This is a genomic window from Prevotella amnii CRIS 21A-A (assembly GCF_000177355.1).
Classification (GTDB): Bacteria; Bacteroidota; Bacteroidia; order Bacteroidales; family Bacteroidaceae; genus Prevotella; species Prevotella amnii.
Genome location: NZ_ADFQ01000031.1, coordinates 40647 through 62439, shown reverse-complemented (window position 1 = coordinate 62439; position 21793 = coordinate 40647). Strand labels below are relative to the sequence as shown.

Annotated in this window: 16 protein-coding genes and 2 tRNA genes; 13 read left to right on the top strand and 5 right to left on the bottom strand. The window is 33.2% G+C overall.

From position 1 onward, the window contains the following. Positions 1 to 151 precede the first annotated feature (151 nt). From HMPREF9018_RS03445 to HMPREF9018_RS03430, 4 genes are all read right to left on the bottom strand, one after another. Positions 152 to 239 (bottom strand) — tRNA-Ser (locus tag HMPREF9018_RS03445). Positions 240 to 255: 16 nt separating this feature from the next. Further along, on the bottom strand, positions 256 to 1065 hold the full coding sequence (locus HMPREF9018_RS03440) for a TatD family hydrolase (RefSeq protein WP_008448102.1): 810 nt from the start codon (positions 1063 to 1065) through the stop codon (positions 256 to 258). Between the two features lie 8 nt (positions 1066 to 1073). Continuing rightward, entirely contained in the window at positions 1074 to 2048 is a 975-nt protein-coding gene (locus HMPREF9018_RS03435) for a polyprenyl synthetase family protein (RefSeq protein WP_008448098.1), read from the bottom strand. Positions 2049 to 2106: 58 nt separating this feature from the next. Continuing rightward, the gene (locus tag HMPREF9018_RS03430) at positions 2107 to 2892 is read right to left on the bottom strand and encodes an energy transducer TonB (protein ID WP_008448115.1); all 786 of its coding nucleotides are present in this window, start codon (positions 2890 to 2892) and stop codon (positions 2107 to 2109) included. 267 nt (positions 2893 to 3159) lie between these two features. Here HMPREF9018_RS03430 and cmk point away from each other — a divergent pair, with 267 nt between their 5' ends. The 13 genes from cmk to HMPREF9018_RS03365 all read left to right on the top strand — a co-directional run bounded on the left by cmk (position 3160) and on the right by HMPREF9018_RS03365 (position 20456). Beyond that, positions 3160 to 3852, top strand: coding sequence for a (d)CMP kinase (cmk, locus tag HMPREF9018_RS03425; RefSeq protein WP_008448121.1), 693 nt, complete (start codon positions 3160 to 3162; stop codon positions 3850 to 3852). A gap of 982 nt (positions 3853 to 4834) precedes the next feature. After that, positions 4835 to 5917 carry an agmatine deiminase family protein gene (locus HMPREF9018_RS03420; RefSeq protein WP_008448183.1) on the top strand — a complete coding sequence of 361 codons (1083 nt, stop codon included), beginning with the start codon at positions 4835 to 4837 and terminating at the stop codon, positions 5915 to 5917. Then, positions 5910 to 6797 (top strand): carbon-nitrogen hydrolase, encoded by an 888-nt coding sequence (locus HMPREF9018_RS03415; RefSeq protein ID WP_008448104.1) that lies wholly within the window; start codon positions 5910 to 5912, stop codon positions 6795 to 6797. Before HMPREF9018_RS03420 ends, HMPREF9018_RS03415 begins: the two co-directional genes overlap by 8 nt. 123 nt (positions 6798 to 6920) lie before the next feature. Beyond that, positions 6921 to 6994, top strand: a tRNA-Arg gene (locus HMPREF9018_RS03410). 228 nt (positions 6995 to 7222) lie between these two features. After that, positions 7223 to 9478: a TonB-dependent receptor family protein gene (locus tag HMPREF9018_RS03405; RefSeq protein WP_008448110.1), complete on the top strand. Its 2256-nt coding sequence runs from the start codon at positions 7223 to 7225 to the stop codon at positions 9476 to 9478. 44 nt (positions 9479 to 9522) lie between these two features. Further along, positions 9523 to 12912: a SusC/RagA family TonB-linked outer membrane protein gene (locus tag HMPREF9018_RS03400; RefSeq protein WP_008448184.1), complete on the top strand. Its 3390-nt coding sequence runs from the start codon at positions 9523 to 9525 to the stop codon at positions 12910 to 12912. Position 12913: 1 nt separating this feature from the next. Further along, the gene (locus HMPREF9018_RS03395; protein WP_024992722.1) at positions 12914 to 14443 is read left to right on the top strand and encodes a RagB/SusD family nutrient uptake outer membrane protein; all 1530 of its coding nucleotides are present in this window, start codon (positions 12914 to 12916) and stop codon (positions 14441 to 14443) included. 33 nt (positions 14444 to 14476) lie between these two features. Next, positions 14477 to 15430: a putative zinc-binding metallopeptidase gene (locus HMPREF9018_RS03390; RefSeq protein ID WP_008448179.1), complete on the top strand. Its 954-nt coding sequence runs from the start codon at positions 14477 to 14479 to the stop codon at positions 15428 to 15430. Between the two features lies 1 nt (position 15431). Then, positions 15432 to 16457: a DUF4302 domain-containing protein gene (locus HMPREF9018_RS03385; RefSeq protein WP_008448123.1), complete on the top strand. Its 1026-nt coding sequence runs from the start codon at positions 15432 to 15434 to the stop codon at positions 16455 to 16457. A gap of 28 nt (positions 16458 to 16485) precedes the next feature. Continuing rightward, entirely contained in the window at positions 16486 to 17214 is a 729-nt protein-coding gene (locus HMPREF9018_RS03380; protein WP_008448171.1) for a hypothetical protein, read from the top strand. Positions 17215 to 17232: 18 nt separating this feature from the next. Continuing rightward, positions 17233 to 18408, top strand: coding sequence for a DUF4856 domain-containing protein (locus tag HMPREF9018_RS03375; RefSeq protein WP_008448135.1), 1176 nt, complete (start codon positions 17233 to 17235; stop codon positions 18406 to 18408). A gap of 31 nt (positions 18409 to 18439) precedes the next feature. Beyond that, positions 18440 to 19534 (top strand): carbohydrate binding domain-containing protein, encoded by a 1095-nt coding sequence (locus HMPREF9018_RS03370; protein ID WP_008448128.1) that lies wholly within the window; start codon positions 18440 to 18442, stop codon positions 19532 to 19534. Between the two features lie 10 nt (positions 19535 to 19544). After that, positions 19545 to 20456, top strand: coding sequence for a hypothetical protein (locus tag HMPREF9018_RS03365; RefSeq protein WP_008448187.1), 912 nt, complete (start codon positions 19545 to 19547; stop codon positions 20454 to 20456). An 87-nt stretch (positions 20457 to 20543) separates the two neighbouring features. On the opposite strand, the gene galE is transcribed toward HMPREF9018_RS03365, so the two are convergent. Further along, positions 20544 to 21581 (bottom strand): UDP-glucose 4-epimerase GalE, encoded by a 1038-nt coding sequence (galE, locus tag HMPREF9018_RS03360; RefSeq protein WP_008448143.1) that lies wholly within the window; start codon positions 21579 to 21581, stop codon positions 20544 to 20546. Between the last annotated feature and the right edge of the window lie 212 nt (positions 21582 to 21793).

Below are 21793 nucleotides of genomic sequence, written 5' to 3'. Positions count from 1 at the left end.
GGGTGGACTAAATAATTTTGTTTATTTAAATTTTCAAAAAGAAACCCCACCGCTTGCAGAAAGTAGTGGGGCTTTTATCTTTTATTATTATACTCTCTGTGCGTAGATAAGTATAATATTTTTATAAGTTATTGATAATCAATGTTTACTGCGGAGGGAGAGGGATTCGAACCCTCGAAACGCTTTAGACGTTTACACGCTTTCCAGGCGTGCCTCTTAAACCACTCGAGCATCCTTCCTTAATATAAAGGAATATTAAGCCATAAAAGCTAATGGGAAAATTCTCTTTACATTTTTATTAGTAATCTTAGCAATATCTTCTTTACATACGTTATAAGCATCAGATAATACTTCCAACACTTTTATTATATATGCACTTTCATTCCTGCTACCACGTAGCGGTACAGGAGCCATATAAGGACTATCAGTTTCCAAAACGAGTCTGTCTAATGGCACAGTAGCAGGTAAATCTTCACGTAAATGGCTCGATTTAAATGTAGAAACCCCTCCAATGCCGAGACTAAACTTTTCAAACTGCAAAAAGTTTTCAGCTTCTTTAGTATTACCTGTAAAGCAATGAAAGACGCCACCGGGCAATTCTTTTATGTATGGTTTCATCTGGTTTATCATCTCGTTTTGAGCTTTTCGACAATGTATCATTAAAGGTAACTTTGTCTCAATGCTCCATTTCATCATTTCTTCAAAAACAATAATCTGTTCCTTTTCAAATTCACGCGACCAATAGAAATCTAATCCTACCTCTCCTATTGCTATAACCTTTATATTATTTTCTTTTTTATTATCTATCTGCTGTTTTAAGAAAGATTTCATATTAGATAACACAGCTATATAGTTTGCTTTCACCTCTTCAGGATGTAGACCTATCATAGGGTAACAATAAAATGGATATTGCTTGCAAAGCTCCATAACGGAATAAGCTGAAGATAAATCTATTGAAGGTATAAATATTTTATCTACTCCAGCTTTCTTTGCTCTGGATATTACCTCTGGTAAATCTTCTTTATAATCATCTACATCAAGGTGAGCATGTGTATCTATAATCATGATTTATATTATTTTTTACGATGCATCAAACTTTGTGCAAAGTTAATCAATTCCTGTTTATTTTTATCATTTACTGATACTTTTGATAGATAAATTTTACTTTCTTCAAAGTATCTATTTATCTTATCTATAGCAAGCTTATCTATACCTATTTCTGTATATAGCTTAGTAATAGCTTTTATCTTCTTGTTAGCATCAAAATCTTTTTTGTTAATCCAGTAGTTTAACTCTTCTTTTTGTTTTTGTGTAGCTTTGTTAAAAGCATTTATAAGCATATAAGTTTTTTTATTTGAAATGATATCTCCTCCTATTTGTTTCCCAAAAATATAAGGATCTCCATATACATCGAGATAATCATCTTGTAGCTGGAAGGCTAAGCCTATTTTTTCACCAAAAAGATATAAATTGTTTGCATCTTTTTCAGAAGCATTACCTAACATAGCTCCCATCTTTAAGGCACATGCTAAGAGTACGCTCGTTTTTAAACGTATCATTTCTATGTATTCAGCTTCTGTAACATCGTTTCTATGTTCAAACTCCATGTCTAATTGTTGCCCCTCCCCTATTTCTAATGCTGTTACAGTAAATAAATCAAGCAATGCTTTCAAACAAGACGGATTACCTCTTGTTATACGTTCAAATGCTAAGACTAACATAGTATCTCCTGAGAGAATTGCAGTGTTTGCATTCCATTTTTCATGCACAGTTTGATGACCACGGCGTAAAGGAGCACTATCCATCAAATCATCATGCAGCAAAGTATAATTATGATATGTTTCTAAACCACAGGCTTGATTTAAAATGCTTTCAGGATCATCTTTATACATATTATAAGCTAAAAGCATCAATACAGGGCGAATGCGTTTGCCTCCTAAAGATAAAACATATTTTATAGGTTCATACAAGCTCTTTGGCTCTCTGTCATAAGCTAAAGTGGCTATATAATTATTAATAATGCTGAATATCTTATCTGAACTATACATAATCTTTTTAGTCTTGTTAAAGTTTTATTTTCAGAAATGCTTTATATCTAAAGAGTTTTTACAACTTAAAAACAACAGGAATTTCTACCATCGATTTACAAGGCTTATTTTTATTTAAACCAGGTTTCCACTTTCCCATTATGTGCATTACACGCAGCACTTCTTCTTCCATGTCTTTATCTTTTCCGTTTTTTATTTTTATATTACTTACATAACCTGATTCTGAAATAATAAAAGTAACATTTACTACTCCTTCTACTCCAGCCATCTTTGACTCCGTAGGATACTGTAATGATTTTGTAAGCCATTTCATAAACATAGCCCACCCTCCTGGCGGTGTGGGAGTTTCTGATAAAATACGCTTATCTATCTTGCTATCTATGCGTTCCACATCGGCTAATGCATCATCGTCAGACATTTTTGTAGTAATCTTCTTAGCATCTTGCTCTACTTTGGGCACTGGTGGAAGCACTATTGGTGTATAAGTAAGCATAACCTCATCGGTCATACGCGGAGCAGCAGTTATCTTATCATTCGACTGCATACTACCTACACTACGAGGGGTTACCTTTACAGGATTATCGCTACGTTTTAAGTTTAACATATCTTCCACTGTAGGTTTTTTATCATTCTTATGCTTTGTGATATTGGTTTGATCTATAGCGGGAAGCATATCTAAGCTATGAAGCTGAACGTTGGTAATCTTTTTCACATTGCTGCTATCAGTCCCATCATTATATTCTAATGCTACAAAGAATATAGACAAGGAGATGATGATTCCTAACATAAATCCCACCCAACGCTTATTCTCCAGATCAGCCTCCTTTGATTTCTTTATTTCCAAATCTTAAATCCTTTATATTATACCATTCTTCTTAGGAAAAATCTAAATAGCTAATACTGATCTTTCTTCTACCTTTATTGTTAAGTAAATATATGAAATATTCACCCAAACATATTTTCATTATACAAAAGTAAGAAGTTATTCGGAAAAAGATGTAACTTTGTTGAAAAATTACAAATCATTATATTAAAAAGATAATAATCTTTCTTTATCATTGCTTATAAAATTATTTATGAGCTATACAAGAAATAAAACAAAGATATAAATATGAACGAAAAAAAAATTGTGATAGCAATAGATGGTTTCTCTTCTTGCGGGAAAAGTACTATGGCAAAAAATCTTGCAAAAACACTAAAATATATATATGTAGATACGGGAGCTATGTATCGTTCGGTAACTCTTTACGCATTAAGAAATGGCTTTTTTAACATAGATGGAAGTGTAAAGGAAAAAGAATTATACAATAACATGCCTAATATAAAAATATCTTTCAAACTTAACATGGAAACTGGGCGTCCTGACACATATCTTAATAATGAAAATGTAGAAGAAGCTATTAGAACAATGGAAGTATCTTCACATGTTAGCTCTATTGCTGCTTTAAGTTTTGTGCGTCAAACCTTAGTGCAACAACAACAAGCTATGGGTAAAGAAAAAGGAATCGTTATGGATGGGCGCGATATAGGAACAGTAGTTTTTCCTAAAGCAGAACTTAAAATATTTGTAACTGCATCTGCTGAGATACGTGCACAACGAAGATATGAAGAACTAAAAGCAAAAGGCTTAGATGCTAAATTTGATGAAATACTCAAAAACGTAAAAGAACGCGATTATATCGACTCACATCGTGCTACGTCGCCTCTACGACGAGCAAAAGACGCTATAGAGCTAGATAATAGTAATCTTACTATTGAGCAGCAACAAGAATGGTTGATAAACGAAGTAAAAAAAATTATATAATTGCTTACGACGATTTGTAAAAATATCTGCAGAATAGTTCTTTTTTATAACAAAACATAATATGTAACAAAACGAAAGAATTTATATAGATAAAAAGAGATTAATATAACGGAGAACTTATTTTGCAAAAATAAAGACGATAACGTTTATTGTGTAATAGCGCATCTTAAAAGAGTGTAAACTTAAGATATATGGTAGAAAAATAGATTATTTTTCTACCATTTTTAATTTATTTTTAATGGAAAAATAATTTATTTTTCTCTCCTAATCATATCTTCTTTCCTCTTTACATAGCAAGTTTTATACTATTAATAAGCACCTTATGTAAGTAAGAATAATATATGCAGACTAATCATGTTTAAAACCTTGCTAAAAAGAAATTATAAATAAGCAGGGAAAATCACTTTCAGTATTCTGTTATTATATATGGGAAATATTTACGAAATAGTACTTTTTATGTACAAAATAAAGGGTGTGTCAATATTTAGACACACCCTTCATTTTTATATCCCTCCCTATAAAGGGAATTAAATTTTAAACTTATACTCTTTCTAAACTCTCTCTTCTCATGGCTATGCCATGCAGTTTACACGTCCCTCATTGTATGCACGAATAGCATTTGTGAGGTAGTTAAACAACTTTTTTACAATCTCTAAATTCATCATTCTTTCTTTCATAATCATCTTTGTTTTATCTTTCTGTTATCCTGTTTTCGCAGGCAAAGTTACGATATGAAAAACATGAAAACCAAAAAAAAAGGATTTTTTAGACGATTTTATGCTGTTTTTTTGACGAGAGTCAAAACTTTTGACTTGTATCAACCACTTCATTTGATATACATCAACCTTTTGGATTGACATATATCAACCATATCGGATAATAATAGCATCTTTGACACAGAAAAAAAAAGAGCTAATCTATTGAAAAACTTTTTCTTTTAATCGGATTAGCGTATCTTTGCATAATAATATAGAATAATAAAATGAATAAAAACATAGAAAACTCTTTCAGATTACCAGCAGAATGGGAGCAACAAAGTGGGATAATGTTAATTATGCCGCATGAAGATACTGACTGGAAACCATATCTGAAAGAAATTATCTCTACTTACGTAGATATAATAGATGCTATTACGCGCTATGAGGACTTACTTCTTATAACAAGAAATATAAAAAAGACCAAAGATCTTCTTGCTACAAAATTATCAGAAAAGCAGATAAGGCGAATAATATTCTTTAAGTGTGATAATAATGATACATGGGCACGTGATGTAGCACCTATAAGTTTGATAAACAAAGATGGCGTACAACGAATGCTCGACTTTTGTTTTAATGGTTGGGGGGAGAAATTTCCGTATGGGAAAGATAACAAGATCAATTTGCAAATGGCTCAAGCAGGCATATTTAAAGCAGAGATGAAGAGTCATAAAGATTTTATTCTTGAAGGTGGGTCTATAGAAAGCGATGGCAAGGGTACGCTTTTTACAACTACAAGCTGTTTACTTGCTCCACATCGCAATGAGCCATTTACACAAAAAGAAATAACCTCTTACCTACTCCAAAATATCCCATCAAAACGTATAATATGGTTAGAACATGGTTCTTTAAAAGGAGATGATACTGACGGACATATTGACACAATAGTAAGATGTGCACCTAATGATACCTTATTATATATAAAATGTGAAGATAAAAATGATGTTCATTATTCTGATTTTAAAAAATTAGAAGTTCAGCTAAAAACTCTTCGCACACTTGATGATAAGCCTTATCGCTTACTTGCCTTACCTTTTCCTGAAGCTATATATGATGATGGAGAGCGGCTACCTGCTACATATGCTAACTTTGTAATATTAAATGGCGCTGTGTTAGTACCTACTTACAATCAACCTAAAAATGATGCTAAGGCTTTAGAGATTATTAAGTTAGCCTTTTCAGGTTATGATATAATTGGGATAGATGCGCAAGTGGTAATACGTCAGCATGGGTCGCTACATTGCTTAACAATGCAATTGCCCAAAGGAATTATTTCTAATAACAAAAAAATGAATACTGATTATGAATAAAATAATAAAAATAGGTTTTTTACAGTTGCATAATGTAGCTGATATAAGTGAAAACATAAAAAACATAACAGAAGGTATTAAAAGTCTTGCAGAAGATGGCGCGCAACTTATAGTTTTACAAGAGTTACATAATTCGCTGTATTTTTGTCAGGTAGAAGATGTTAATAATTTTGATCTTGCAGAAACAATACCCGGCTTTTCTACAGATCTTTATAGTAAATTGTCTAAAGATCTTGGTATTGTACTTGTTACCTCTTTGTTTGAAAAAAGAGCAGCAGGATTATACCATAACACTGCTGTTGTATTTGAAAAAGATGGCACTATAGCAGGAAAGTATCGTAAAATGCACATTCCTGACGACCCTGCTTATTATGAGAAGTTTTATTTTACTCCTGGCGATTTAGGCTTTCACCCTATAAACACAAGTCTTGGCAAATTAGGAGTATTAGTATGTTGGGATCAATGGTACCCGGAGGCAGCCAGGCTAATGGCTCTGCAAGGGGCAGAAATCTTAATTTATCCAACAGCAATAGGTTATTCTAAAAGTGATACAAAGGAAGAACAGGCGCGACAGTTAGATGCTTGGAAAACAGTAATGCGAGGACATGCTGTAGCAAATAATTTACCTGTCATTGCCGTTAATCGTGTAGGTTTTGAGCCTGATCCAAGTAAACAAACCGAAGGTATAGAGTTTTGGGGTAGCTCTTTCATAGCTGGTCCGCAAGGAGAAATTCTTTACCAAGCTTGTAACAACAAAGAAGAAAAAATGATAATAAAGCTCGATCTCTACCATTCAGAAGAGGTTAGACGTTGGTGGCCTTTCTTACGTGATAGGCGTATAGAGGCATATAATGATATAACAAAAAGGTTTATAGACTAAAAAAATATACGATTTTTTCTAAAAGACGCTCAAGGCAAATCATAAAGCTGTAAACTTTCAGTAATTACCCTTTGTTATATGCAAATATTAGCTTACCTTTGCAAGCTATAAAACATATATGTTGGCTCCGTAGCTTAGCTGAATAGAGCGCAGGATTCCGGTTCCTGAGGTCGTGGGTTTGAATCCCATCGGAGCCACTCTATATGAAATAACCTGAAACAATCTGAAACAATTTGAAACGCACAAACACGCGTAAGCGTGTATAGCTGTAATAAAAAATACTTAAAAATAGGTATTGCACGTTTTTATTGCTCGTGCTAAATTTGCAGCGGAATAAATACTTACTTATTTAAGTAATAATTTTAAACTTCTTATTTTTTAGTTTTTAAAGAGAATAATTAATTTAATAAAAAGACTTTCCCTTTATGCATGTTTCAATAAAAATGCTGTCTCTGCTATTAACACTGACTCCATTTAGAGGGTATGCTCAGCAAAATGAGAGCATACCCAAGTTGCCTAATAAGTCTATGACAGACTCTTTGCATCAGATTAACGAAGTAGTAGTAAGAGCAAACCAGATGTTAGGCAGCCAGTTTGAAGCCCGTAACCGTACAGGTTCGGCTTATTACATCTCACCAAAAGAGCTTGGCAAATTCGATTATACTGATATTAATCGTATGTTGAAGAGCGTTCCAGGAGTAAATATTTATGAAGAAGACGGGTTTGGGTTACGCCCTAACATTAGTTTGCGTGGAACACAGGCTGAACGTAGCGAACGTATCACCTTAATGGAAGATGGTATATTAGCAGCTCCTGCACCATATGCGGCTCCTGCAGCTTATTACTTTCCTAATGCGGCACGTATGTATGCCATAGAAGTGTTAAAAGGTAGTAGCCAGGTGCAATACGGGCCATTTACAACAGGAGGTGCTATTAACTTGGTATCAACCCCTATACCGCAGGATAAATTAATAAGATGTAGTATGTCGGCAGGTAGTTTTGGTAGTCTAAAACTACAAACAGCCATAGGTAAAAGCTTTAAGTATACAGGGTTTCTGATAGAATATTTACGTTATCAGGCTCGTGGCTTTAGGCATGATACCCCCGATGAGCGAATAGGTTTTAAACGCAATGACGTAATAGCTAAGTGGATGATACGCACAAACAGAGAAGATGGTATAAATCACAGATTAGAGCTAAAGTATGGATTTGCTAATGAAACTTCCGATGAAACATACCTTGGTCTTACTGATCAGGACTTTGCTGTTAAGCCATATTTTAGATATGCAGGAGCACAAAAAGATAATTTAGTAACGCGCCATTCCCAGTTTTCAGCTACATATATAATAAAAGGTATGCGCTCATGGGACATAACTACACAGGCATATTATAATTATTTTTTTAGGAATTGGTATAAACTCAACGAAGTGCGTACAGGTTATACCAAAGCCGAACGTCGTTCAATAGGCGATGTGCTTGCCGATCCTATTACAAATAAAGATTACTTTGATATTCTTACTGGCAAGTCAAGCTACATAGGAGAAGCTCTAATGCTGCGTGCCAACCATCGTGTGTACCATTCACGAGGAGTCCAGATAAAGGGCGAATATAAAACAATGCTATATGGAGGGTACTTTACAGGCGAAATTGGTATGCGTTACCATGCCGATAGTGAGGATCGTTATCAGCAAGATGATGGATATTCTATGAATAATGGGCGTATGGAGCTTTTTTTAAGAGGAGATCCGGGTAGCCAAGCTAATCGTATTACTACAGCTCATGCTTTATCAGGTTATGCTTTAGCAAAATGGGCAAAAGGTATGTTTACCTTTACTGCAGGAGTGCGTTATGAAGATGTAAAGTTATTAAATCGCGATTATACTAAAGCCGACTGGAGGCGTACAGGTATGATGCGTATAGAAATACCCAATAGTGCAAGAGCTTTTATGCCTGGAATAGGTATTAATTGTAAGTTAACGCCTCAATTATCATTGTTTTCAGGAATACATAAAGGATTTGCACCACCAAGTGCTTCTCTTGGTCAGAAAGCAGAGAGTAGTATTAATGTAGAGGCTGGTGTACGTTATGCAAATAAATGGCTCAAAGGAGAATTTATTGGTTTTAATAACAACTATTCTAACATGCTGGGTAGTGACCTTGCTGCACAAGGAGGATTAGGAACCTTAGACCAGTTTAATGTAGGACGAGCATTAGTGCGAGGTATAGAAATGCTAGTTCAGTGCCGCCCATTACCTGCTACATGGAAGGTGCAATTACCCATACAGCTATCTTACACCTTTACAGATACAAAAATGAAGAACTCATTTACAAGTGCGTCATGGGGGCATGTTTTATATGGCGATGAAATTCCTTATATCTTTCGTCATGCTCTTAATGGGCAAATAGGTATAGAAAGTAAATGGGCTGATATACATTTTAATATGCGTTACAATGGCGACATGCGTACAGTTCCAGGACAAGGGAAGATAGCTCAACGTGAAAAAATACCAGCTAATTTCATAATAGATGCTACTGCTAAGATACATCTGATAAAAAATATAGACTTTACTATGAATATAGTAAACCTAACAAATAAGGTTTATATGGTTTCGAGGCATCCTTCAGGAGTGAGAGCAGGCTTACCTTTTGGTATATATGGAGGAGTACAATGGAAGTTATAATAAAAAACATATCAATAATAATATAATATAAAAAAATAATATTAATGAGAAGATCTGTATATATACAATCTATATCTATAAAAAGACTATTATGTCTATTTATCTTGTTATGCTCTTTATCAAAAATAATGGCACAAGAAAATGGATACATAACAGGTTCTGTAACCGATACAAGTGGTGAGCCCATTGTAGGAGCTGTTATTGGTATTGTAGAAAATAAACAAAAGACAGTTACGGATATAGATGGAAAATTTAGTATAAAAGCTATTAAAGGTCAAACTCTTACAGTATCCTTTATAGGTATGCGTACCTTTAAAGAAAGTATTAAAACAACAGCCTTAAAAGTAGTTTTGCAAAATGATAGTAAAATGATAGATGAGGTTGTTGTAACAGGGTATCAAAACATAAGAAATCGTGTTTATACTGGTGCTGCCACAGCTGTTAAGATGACAGAAATAAAGCTCGAAGGTGTTGGAGATGTTTCACGTATGCTTGAAGGGCGTGTGCCAGGATTGTCTATTCAAAATATTTCTGGAACATTTGGTGCTGCACCACGCATTAATATCCGTGGCGGTGCTTCTATTATGGGCAATGTTCAGCCTTTATGGGTAATAGATGGTGCTGTTTATGAAGATTTAGTACATGTATCTCCTGAAGATTTAGCTTCTGGAGATGCTGTTACTCTTATTAGCTCAGCAGTAGCAGGTCTGAATCCTGCAGATATACAAGATATACAGATTTTAAAAGATGCATCAGCTACATCTGTATATGGTGCCCGCGCAGCTAATGGAGTTATAGTTATTACTACTAAAAGTGGTAAAAGAGAATCGCCTTTACAAATTAATTATACAACAGAAAACACATGGCGTCCTCGCCCAGATTATAGCCACTTTGACTTGCTAAACTCTCAAGAAACTATGGCCTTATATCAAGAAATGGAGGAAAAAGGATATTTTGATCCAGCAACATCATTATATGGACGTAGAGGCGGAGTATATCACCAAATGTATAAACAGCTCACTACTTATGATGAGAAAACTAATAATAGGTTACTACTAAACACAGAGAATGCTCGAAAAAATTTCCTACGGCAGAGAGAGTATGCTAACACAGACTGGTTTCAGATTTTGTTTGCAAACAGTCTTATGACTAACCATACATTAAGTTTGTCGGCAGGTGGTAAAAAAGTAGCCTCTTATGCTTCTATAGGTTATTACCATGATGCAGGTTGGACTATTGCCGACCAAGTACAACGGTTAACAACCAATATTAAGAATACTTTTTATATTACAAATAATCTTACTGCTAAGCTATCCTTGCAAGGCAATATGCGTTTGCAAAATGCTCCTGGTACCCTACCCCAGAAAAAAAACACAATATCAGGAGCCTTTGAACGTGATTTTGATATAAACCCTTTTGCATATGCTTTAGGTACAAGCAGAACTCTTCGCCCTTATGATGAAAATGGGAAACGTGAATATTATCGTAATAACTGGGCTCCTTTTAATATATTAAATGAGTATGATAACAATCATTTAAAAATACGAGTAGTCGACTTTAAGTTGCAAACAGAGGCCACTTATAAGTTTACTGATGCTCTTAATCTAAAAACAATGTTTTCATACCGAAGAGCACATACAAGTACACAACATGAAATAGGTGAAAATTCTAATATAATAGGAGCTTATCGTGCTTGTGAAACACCATGGGTGGCAAATCAAAATATATACCTTGTAAAAGATATATACCAGCCCGGACTTATGCCTAAACCAGGCATACAACAAGGCGGCATACTTTTCTTAAATAATGCAGATATGCAAAGTATGTTAGCTCGTATAGCTATTGATTATGACAAGCAAATAGGATCACATGACCTAAAAGGATTTGCTTTTGGCGAAATAAGAACATTGCAACAGACAATAAGCTCTTTCAAAGGTTATGGCATTAGCTATCAACGTGGTAATGAGGTGCAAAGTGCGCCAGGTATTTTTGAGAAGATGTTCCAAGAGAATAATCCTTATTTTGCATTGCGCAATAGAGATGAGAGAGGAGTTACTTTTTCAGGGAATGCTACTTATGGATATAAAGGAAAATATATCTTTAATACAGTTGTAAACATTGAAGGCTCTAATGCAGCAGGAAGAGGAGCAACTGCATTATGGTTACCCACTTGGAATGTCGGTGCTAAATGGAATGTAGATAAGGAGAAATTTATGCAAGGTAATAATGCTATTTCTAAATTAGCTTTCCGCATTAGTTATGGTTTAACAGCTAAAATGAATGAAGCTGCGGCTAACGCATCGGTTATATATAAAGGTGGTATAGCACATAGACTAAATCTAAATGATAGAGAGAATAAATTAAATCTTATTTCATTAGAAAATAGAGACCTTACTTGGGAAAAAATGTACGAGCTAAATATAGGAGCTGATATGGCATTCTTTAATAATCGTATTTCGGCTACAATAGATGTGTATCAACGTAATACTTTCGATTTAATAGACTTAGTGCGTACGTCTGGTGTTGGTGGTCAATATTATAAATACGCCAACTTTGGAGATATGGTTTCTCGTGGTATAGAAATAGGATTGCATACTACAAATATTAGTACTAACTCATGGAAATGGAGTACGGACTTTACTTTCAGTGCTATTAATCAGAAAATAACTCGAATGCTTAATTCTCCAAATGCTTTTGATATGGTAGCTGGTAGAGGTCGAGGAAATGTGGTAGGTTATCCTAAAGGTTCACTTTTCTCTTTTAATTTTCAAAAGTTAGACAAAAACGGATTACCTAATTTTAATTTTGGAAGATATCCATTACCACAAAACGAATTGAAAGATATTGTGGGAGCAGATTTTAATGATACACAATACACTAAAACTTATTTACTATACCATGGCCCTATTGAGCCAAATATAGTAGGTGGTTTGGCAAATACAGTGAAATGGCATAACTGGGAATTATCTTGTTTCATTACAATGCAGGCTGGTAATAAGATAAGATTAAATCCTACATTTGATATGCAGTTTGCTGATTTGAATGTATTTTCTAAAAATTATCTAAACCGCTGGCTTAACCCGGGAGATGAATATCATACCGATGTCCCAACATTGCCTTCTAAAGAGATTATCAATATTATAGGAATAGAAAATATAGAAAAAGCATATAACACCTACAACTATTCGCAACTGCGTGTAGCTGATGGTAGTTTCGTTAGATTAAAAAATATAGCTTTATCCTATTTGTTAAAAGAAAAATGGATGAAAACAATAGGTCTGAAAAGTGGAAGTCTACGTTTTAATGTTACTAACCCACTGCTTATTTATGCAGATCCTAAACTACATGGACAAGATCCAGAATATTATCAGACTGGCGGTGTTTCACTACCTACTCCTATACAATATACTTTTACTTTAAATGTGGGTTTTTAAAATGAAAAAATATCTATATAAATATATCTTAATTTTCACCACTATTGCTCTATGTGGGTGTAACGATTTTTTATCAAAAGTACCCGATTCTGATATTGATTTAAATATTAATAACGAAAAAGGTATAGCGCAATTGCTAACTGGAGCCTACCCTGAAGCAAGTTATATTCCTTTCTTAGAACCTCGTACCGATAATGTTGGCCTTAGGACAAATGGTACACATACACAATTAAACGAAGAAATGTTTTATTGGGAAGATGATAACCAAGAAGATATAGATACACCTTTGAATTATTGGAATAGTTGCTATAAAGGTATAGCGCAGGCTAATGAAGCTTTAGAAATGCTAAAAGCCTATCCTAAGACAGAGCGCGTTAAAGCCCTATATGGAGAAGCCTTTTTGTTAAGAGCTTATCTTCACTTCATGTTAGTAAATATTTGGGCAGAGCCTTATGACAACACAAAACAATCTCCTGGTATACCTTATATTACTAAGCCTGAGAAAAACGCACTGATATCTTATAAAAGAGGTACTGTAAAAGAGGTGTATGATAAGATAGAAGCCGACTTAAAGCGTGGAATAACTTTAGTTAATGATAGGTATTATAAGCATCCTAAGTACCATTTTAATAAAAAAGCAGCTTACACTTTTGCTTCTCGGTTCTACTTAATGAAAGGAGATTGGCAAAAAGTAATAGATTATGCGAACTATGTTTTAGGAGCAGATCCTAAAACGATGTTAAGAAATTGGATAGAATATTCACATCAATTTGAGTTTAAACGGCAACGTATGTTTACACGTTACACTTCGCCTGATGAGCCTGCTAATCTTTTAATATGTACAACAGAATCACGATGGGCAAGACAGATGCCTATAGACCGTTATGGAGCAACCAAGCAAACTGTTAATGAAATATTCAATAAAAGAGGCATTGAAGGTGGAGGAGATTTCTCAAAAATGACTTTTGAAGGTACATATCCATTTATCTATTCACCATCGCTTATAGTAAATGGTAAATACATTGCTAAATTTGATGAGTTGTCTACTACTGAAAGCATTGGTATAAAGCCAAGAGGTATTTATGTTAGCAATGTGTTATTTACAGCCGATGAAGCTTTGCTTAATAGAATGGAGGCTTATGCTATGCTAAAGCAGTATGATAATGCAATAAATGATTATCTACAATATATGCAGGGTAAGTTCGGCTTTATGCCCACTATAGAAAGAGATATTTATATGCGCACAAGCGAAAACAATTATGATGAATATACACCTTTCTATGGTATGACTTTAAAACAGCTTGCATTAGTAAAACTATTTGCAGATTTCAGACAAAAAGAGTTTTTTGGAGAAGGCTTGCGTTGGTTTGACATTAGGAGATTTCATTTAAGCGTAAAACGTGATACTAAGTCTAAATATTATTTCCCTTTAGAGAAATATGATCCGCGTAAGGTGCTACAAATCCCAATAGAAGCACAAAACAACGGATTAGATCCTAACCCACGTGAGCGCAAAGAACCGATTAGATAAATATATATAACAGATAATTTATAACGATACAAAATGAGCATACATAAATATATTTTAGTATATGCTGTTCTATGGATATTTATAACAACATCTTGTCAGCATGATACGCTATCAGATGATAGTGTCATAGACAGAAATACTACTCAAACACAAACAGCACAATGGATAGAAGAAAATTTTACCAAAGTGTATGGTCCTGAAGTAATATATCAGTGGCAAAAGGATAATAGTCAAAACGGAGTTTACGTTTATCCTCCTGATACTACAAACATAAAACAAGTACTTAATGCTATTGGGACTTTATGTTTTGACACTTTTAAGGATATTCAAATAGAAGGTAAAGGAAGCCTACTTAATTATTGCTTACCTATACGCATTACATTATACGGTGGTGGAAATCCTGATAAAAACAGTGTTGAGCGTATGTATAATATAGCATCACAACCTGTAGAAATGAGTATTTACCATGTTAATGATTTTGATGCTAAAGATAAGCAGAAAGTTTATAGACTTATTCGCAGTGTATATCATCAGATGATGAAACGAATGTTAGAACAAATACCATATGATAGAGAAACATTTGCCACTATCAGTGATGGGAAATATATAAATGACACTCAATTATTATCCGATATAAAAGGTGCTAATAATGATATAGGATTGACAAGTTATGCTAATAAGCGTGGTTTTTTCACTTATCTTTCCATGCTAAATCCAGAAGATGATATGGCAGAAATGTTAAGCGTTATTTTAACATCTAAACCATCAAGGCTTAATAAAGCAGAAGAAGAAGCTAAAACACCAGATGAAGATTCTGATCCAGAAGTAAATAATACTTATAAAAAAGAAGCAGAACGTGCTTACCACGATTTTATAGCAAAAAAAGCGTTTGTCGAAAAATACACTTGGGACAATTGGCATGTTAAATTGCTTACAATACAACTTAAAAGCATCAGAACTTTGGATAAATATCTAAACAAAAAATAACATGAAGTATCTTTTATATATATTATTTACTATACTTAGTTGCATATTTTATAGCTGTCAAACGGACGAAAAAGAGTTTGATAAAACACCTACTCAGCGTAAAAGACAAGCTATTGAAACGCTAAACTCAGAGTTAGTTAACAACAAGGCAGGATGGCTGGTTTTATATTTTCCTAAAACAGACTCTTTATTATTTTCTAATTTAGGTGATAAAATAAAGGATTCGTATCAATATAGTACCGATAGATATGGTTATGGTGGAGTTTGTTTTACCATGAGATTTCTACAACAAGGAAAAGTAGAGATGCGTGCTGATATGGATCAACAAAGTATTTCCACTACCACAACAAGTGAATATAAGATTGGTGCAAATAGTAGTACTCAACTTACTTTTCTCACTACAAACTATATACACAAATTGGTTAATGATAGTTATGGCGGTGCTTGTGATTGGTTATATCAAGGACATAACGAAGAAGGTTTTTTAGTGTTTAAAACAGCTTCTTATCTAAGACCTGCATGTGAATATATTATAATGAAGCCTTTAAAGAATATGTCAGACTTTAATAATGCTGTAAAACAAGCATACGATAATAGAAGAATATTTGAAAAGATGAAAAATCCACAGTTGTATATACATAAAGGTGGACGTGTTTATTTTCAAAGCGATTATTATCTTGGTAGAAATGGAGGACGTGCAAATACTACTGAGAAACAAAGATATTACCTATTTATGGAGGTTACTAAACCTAACCCTATTCCTGACTATCCTCCTAAAGAATTTTCCGTACTGGGGTCAGGGTATTGTGGAACTCCTGATGGTATTACTTTTAAAGCAGGATTACGATTAAATAATAAACAGGTGTTTGCCGACTTTAAACGTGTTAATAATAATTTTGAAGCTGAACTTGTAGAAGTATATTATCCAAAATGGAAAACAATAAGGCTTGTAAGTAAACATTTACACCCTGAAGGAAAAATAACAGGATTAAAGGCAATTATCAAAGATGTACCTATTATAGAATAAGATGTAACAATATGTAATAATTATTAATATGAAAAAGAATATATATATAATTCTATGTATCTTTAACATAGTCTTACTATCAGCATGTTCACCTGGCGTAAATAACGATACAGATGAAGATTATGATAAACTCTTTCCTTTTAAAGGGATAGATAAGCCTAAAATATCATATGATGATCAAGCTTTGCAATTAGCAAGCATAGATATGAATGAACAAAGCTATATATATCCAGGAGTAGATATTAAAGGAGAGAAACGTACTTACACCATAACACTGACATGTACTTTTTTTGAGAAAGATTTGCAAGGTAACTTAATATCTGATGAGGATCTTTCCTCTACTTACATTATTAGATATATTGATGCCAATAAAAAATTAAGAACTATTACATCTAAAGATTATTCTTCTGAAGATGACAAAGAAGATGAGCCTGAAGGAAGCACTGATGACGATTCTGATGACAGCTCTGAGGATAATCCAGAGGATAATCCTGAGAAAAATACTGAGGATACTAATATTAAAATACTTAAAAATGGGAAAGAGCTTAAAATAATTTATCAAGCTTTATCAGGTTTCCCTATGTTTTTGCAAGTAAAAGGTGGAGGACCGAGCAATTCATCGGTACGCGCTAATATCTCAGCTATATCTAATGATGGTTTTACTATTGTACGCCCTTTGCATGTAGAGCAGTTTCAAAATGAAGAAGGTATTAATTTAATAAAAAATCCATTCTGTGGATATATTATATTACCCTAAAGATTAGGAAATAAAATTATGAAAAATAAAGCTAACAAATCGTTTTATATCATTATATTATGGGTAGTTATATCTAATTCTATAATATCATGTACAACATGGCAAGACGAAACAATTGAGTCGTCATACATTATCCCTACATTACCTGACCCAGAGTATAAATTTAGCAGGAACAATGAGAGCAGTGTTGACCTTTTAGAGTGTAGTCTTTTAAAAGAACCTGCTGATATTATATATCAATCTTTCATGAAAGAGGCTCGTATATCAAATGGCGCACAGCAAGAACGAATGAATGAATATTTTAAACAAGGTGTATATGGTAAAGCACCATTTGATGAAATAGCTACATCTATGGCGCATAGTGTTGACAGAGAACGTGTTCTCGCTACTTTTCAACAATTATTCAATGATTCACGCGCTTTAAGTGGCTATGGGTATAAGCGTCCCGCTGATGTACGCAATACTAAAGCCCAAACAGGTAAGGGAGGATATTTAGGTTATAATATTGGAGATGTTAACTTAGCTTTCGTTAATAATAAAGGGTTGGCTGTAGCAGAAGTATATAACGAAATGATAAGAGGTAGTATTTATTTAGATAAAATATTGAACGTACATCTTAACCCTCAATTATATAATGATCAACGACTTTTAAAAGACCAAGAATCTTCTATTCTTGTAAATGGACATAATTATACAGAGCTGGAACATCATTGGGACTTAGCTTATGGTTATTATCAATACTGGTTACCTATAGTACAAAAAAATGAGCGTAATATTTTAAAGGGTAGTCGTATTAAGCTTTATAATGCTTTTGCTACCGGACGATTAGCCATGACAGAATATAGATTTGATGAGATGAGAAAGTGTCTTGATATAATTAGACAAGAACTTTCTAAAGTAGCAGCTGTGCATGCCATACAACTATTATCTGGAGAAATTACTAAAGTAAATTTAGACGAAGATATAAGTAATGCTTTAGTTTTCTTATCACGTGCATATGGGGCTATATTCTCATTGCAGTTTGCCGTAAATATAGAAGGTAAGCCATTATATACCTTTGATGAGGTACAAACGCTTTTAGGCGCACTTACTCAAAATTCCGGATTATGGGATAAGCAGCGTTTAGAAGGAGATACCACTATTACTGGCTCTATAGCCTATACTGTGGCGCAAATAAAGCAGCGCATACTATGATAATTTTTATATATTATAAAAAAGAAAAAGCATGAGTTTACATAAAATTTTATTTCTAATATCCTTTTTTTGTACATTAAATGTAACTGTTAATGCACAATCCAATTTGATTTTAAATAGTGGATTTGAAGAGTGGCGCACTGGTGGACTTAGCGAAAAGCCAAAATATTGGTATTCTTCTGGTTATAACTTTGGAAAATCAAGCCAAGCTCACAGTGGTAAATTTTCCATTCAGTTATTTGCGACAGAACAAACACTTACTTCAATAGATCAATCTTACAATTATAATTACATAAGTATTGAGCCAGGTGCCACATATCGTCTTAAATATTGGTATAAAGGAACATTAAAAAAAGCGAATTGTTTTTCAGTAGTAACATGGTATAAAGGAAATACAACACACGAATCGACAAAAAAGAAAGACATGGTTACAGACGCCTCCCCTACTGAATGGAAACAAAAAACTATAGATTTTGTTGCACCGCAAGGAGTAGATAAAGCTGGTTTTTCTTTTAAGATGAAAGAAGAGACTTCTGATGCCAATAACTATTTACTTATAGATGATGTTGATTTTAGGAAAATAAAAAGTGGCACTACTTCAGAAGAAATACCTATGCCTTACGAGATAAAAGCTTCCGCAGAACAACGCGAGGTCTTTATATCATGGCATCCTATTCAAATTGATGGTGTAAAATATAATATTTTACTAAATGATAAAATAGTTGCCACTATAAATAGTACTAACTATATATTGCAAAAATTACAACCTAATACTACATATACGATAGGAGTGCAAACGATTAAGAGTGATGGGAAAAAATCGAAAATCGCTAAAAAAAGTATATTAACAGAACCGATTATGGTAAAACGTGATGATGAAAATCGCATTCCTTATGTATATAAAATAAAAGGCTTTGGAGATATACCCCGAACTATAGAATTGTTTTTTAATGACTTATATGATACTAATGCCAAAATAGCTTATACTCTTGATGGAAATCCATATATACCTATAGATGGATATAAATTAGTTTTTAATAAATCGGGTAAACATCTATTTGTAATTAACATTACAGAAAGTGATGGCAAAGATTGGACTTTAGAATATAACTTAAATGTAAAATAATCTAATTAACATGAAGCATATATATAACTTATTAGCAGTGGTAATATTAAGTATATCGCTAACTGCATGCCACAACGAGTTGGGATTAGAACAATCTAAAATATTGATAGGAGATGAAAACTCTTCATCTATTGATGTATTTACATATACTACTCGTATGCTTATATTAAAAGGAGGTACTGGTAAGTATAAAAGTAATGTTAACAATTCTAAGTTGGCGACTGTTAATATCAATGAAGACACATTGCGTATTACTGGAATATTAGAAGGTAAAACTTACGCTTCTATATGGTCTGGCGATGAGTGTCGCAAATTAAATATAAACATAATAGTACCTAACATTACTTCTACAAAAGATATTATACGATTGTTTCCACGTGATGAGAACCGTTCAATAAGTATTAACGGTGGCGGAAGCTTAGCCAAAATGGAAGTGGAAGATCCTATGAATATTTTAAAGAAAGTGAAATGGAATGCAAAAACTAATATTATAGAAATAGATACATACTGTGAGGGCGATGCTTATCTACATATAGTTGGAGAAAATAATCAAACAAAAACTATCAAAGTTGAAGTACGATGTAAAGGAGAAACTAATGGGTTAGGAGCTTATAGCACAACTTCACGAAGTTTAAGCGAGTTATATCGCAACACTCTTGTAGTACATCGCAAAGGAGTTGGAACTTGGATATGTAATGAAGCAAACCCTACAACTTCTAAGAAAACGATTAAGATTACTCCAGCCATAACAAATCCTCAAAAAGGTAGTTTTATAGAAGCTAAACTAAGTCTTAGCTACCCAGATGAGTTTAGCTCTATAAAAGAAGGTAAATATAAATTATATATACAAGATGTAAAAGAGAAGTATGTAGTACTTGTTGGAAGAGGCTTTAAACTTATAATACCTTATGAGAAAAGATAAAGTATCATATATTTTTGTTTTTATATAAAAAATAGCTCTTATATGTTTGGTAACGTATAAGGGCTATTTTATTTTTAAAGTAAAATATTACATTATTCCTTTATCACGCAATTTCAGTTGCCATTTCCATGCAGTTGCTAAAACTTCTTCTAAGGGTGTATTTGCTTCCCAGCCAAGTACTTTATTAGCAAGTGTACAGTCTCCCCATATTTGCTCAATATCACCTTTTCGCCTATTACCAAACTTCCAATTAAGTTTTACCCCTGTAGCCTTTTCAAAAGTATTTATAATCTCAAGAGTAGAATTACCTCGACCTGTACCTATATTAAAATATTCTATTTTATCAGTATTTTTTTCTAATACACGTTCCATTGCAATTACATGTGCTTTGGCTAAATCTTTTACATAAATATAATCACGCACACAAGTTCCATCTGGAGTATTATAATCATTACCAAAAACAATTAGTTCTTTACGGATTCCTATAGCTGTCTGTGTTACAAATGGAATCAGATTGTTAGGTACACCATTTGGCAGCTCACCAATTAAAGCTGAAGGGTGTGCGCCTATAGGATTAAAATAACGCAATATAATACTCTTTATATTTGCCCCGCTATTAATATAATCATATATTATTTGTTCGTTAATTTCCTTTGTGTTACCATATGGTGATGTAGCTTTTTGATGTGGTGCTTTTTCTGAGACTGGTAAATCTTCTTTTTTAGGTTGCCCATAAACAGTACAAGAGCTAGAAAATATAATCCCCTTAACATCATATTTAGGCATCAATTCTAATAAGTTTATTAATGAGATAATATTATTTTTATAATAAAGTAAAGGTTTCTCCACACTTTCGCCTACAGCTTTTGATGCTGCAAAGTGGATAATGCCTTCTATCTTAGGGTATTTTCTTAATATCCCTTCTGTGGATTTAATGTCGCATAAATCAATTTGTTCAAAAGCAGGACGAACACCTGTTATTTGCTCTATTCCATCGAGCACTTCTATCTTAGAATTGGAAAGATTATCTACTATTACAACATCATATCCTGTTTCTATAAGTTCTACAACGGTATGAGAACCTATAAATCCGGTTCCTCCAGTAACAAGAATAGTCTTATTCATACTTATTTGTATTTTAATTAAATATTTTTATATATGCTATATCTAAATAACATACAAAGATAATAATTCTTTTTAAACATATACAGGAAAACTGCTTAATTCCTAAATATATCTTAAACAATATATGATTATATATCTTTTTAAAGATAAAATAAATAGGTTTCGATATAATTTAAGTTTTTAGAGAGATGATAATAAAACAGGAATATTCT

Coding starts and splice junctions, on each gene's coding strand:
- HMPREF9018_RS03440 (WP_008448102.1), bottom strand. CDS start 1,065: ATGATTATAGATACACATGCTCACCTTGATGTAGATGATTATAAAGAA.
- HMPREF9018_RS03435 (WP_008448098.1), bottom strand. CDS start 2,048: ATGTATAGTTCAGATAAGATATTCAGCATTATTAATAATTATATAGCC.
- cmk (WP_008448121.1), top strand. CDS start 3,160: ATGAACGAAAAAAAAATTGTGATAGCAATAGATGGTTTCTCTTCTTGC.
- HMPREF9018_RS03420 (WP_008448183.1), top strand. CDS start 4,835: ATGAATAAAAACATAGAAAACTCTTTCAGATTACCAGCAGAATGGGAG.
- HMPREF9018_RS03415 (WP_008448104.1), top strand. CDS start 5,910: ATGAATAAAATAATAAAAATAGGTTTTTTACAGTTGCATAATGTAGCT.
- HMPREF9018_RS03405 (WP_008448110.1), top strand. CDS start 7,223: ATGCATGTTTCAATAAAAATGCTGTCTCTGCTATTAACACTGACTCCA.
- HMPREF9018_RS03400 (WP_008448184.1), top strand. CDS start 9,523: ATGAGAAGATCTGTATATATACAATCTATATCTATAAAAAGACTATTA.
- HMPREF9018_RS03395 (WP_024992722.1), top strand. CDS start 12,914: ATGAAAAAATATCTATATAAATATATCTTAATTTTCACCACTATTGCT.
- HMPREF9018_RS03390 (WP_008448179.1), top strand. CDS start 14,477: ATGAGCATACATAAATATATTTTAGTATATGCTGTTCTATGGATATTT.
- HMPREF9018_RS03385 (WP_008448123.1), top strand. CDS start 15,432: ATGAAGTATCTTTTATATATATTATTTACTATACTTAGTTGCATATTT.
- HMPREF9018_RS03380 (WP_008448171.1), top strand. CDS start 16,486: ATGAAAAAGAATATATATATAATTCTATGTATCTTTAACATAGTCTTA.
- HMPREF9018_RS03375 (WP_008448135.1), top strand. CDS start 17,233: ATGAAAAATAAAGCTAACAAATCGTTTTATATCATTATATTATGGGTA.
- HMPREF9018_RS03370 (WP_008448128.1), top strand. CDS start 18,440: ATGAGTTTACATAAAATTTTATTTCTAATATCCTTTTTTTGTACATTA.
- HMPREF9018_RS03365 (WP_008448187.1), top strand. CDS start 19,545: ATGAAGCATATATATAACTTATTAGCAGTGGTAATATTAAGTATATCG.
- galE (WP_008448143.1), bottom strand. CDS start 21,581: ATGAATAAGACTATTCTTGTTACTGGAGGAACCGGATTTATAGGTTCT.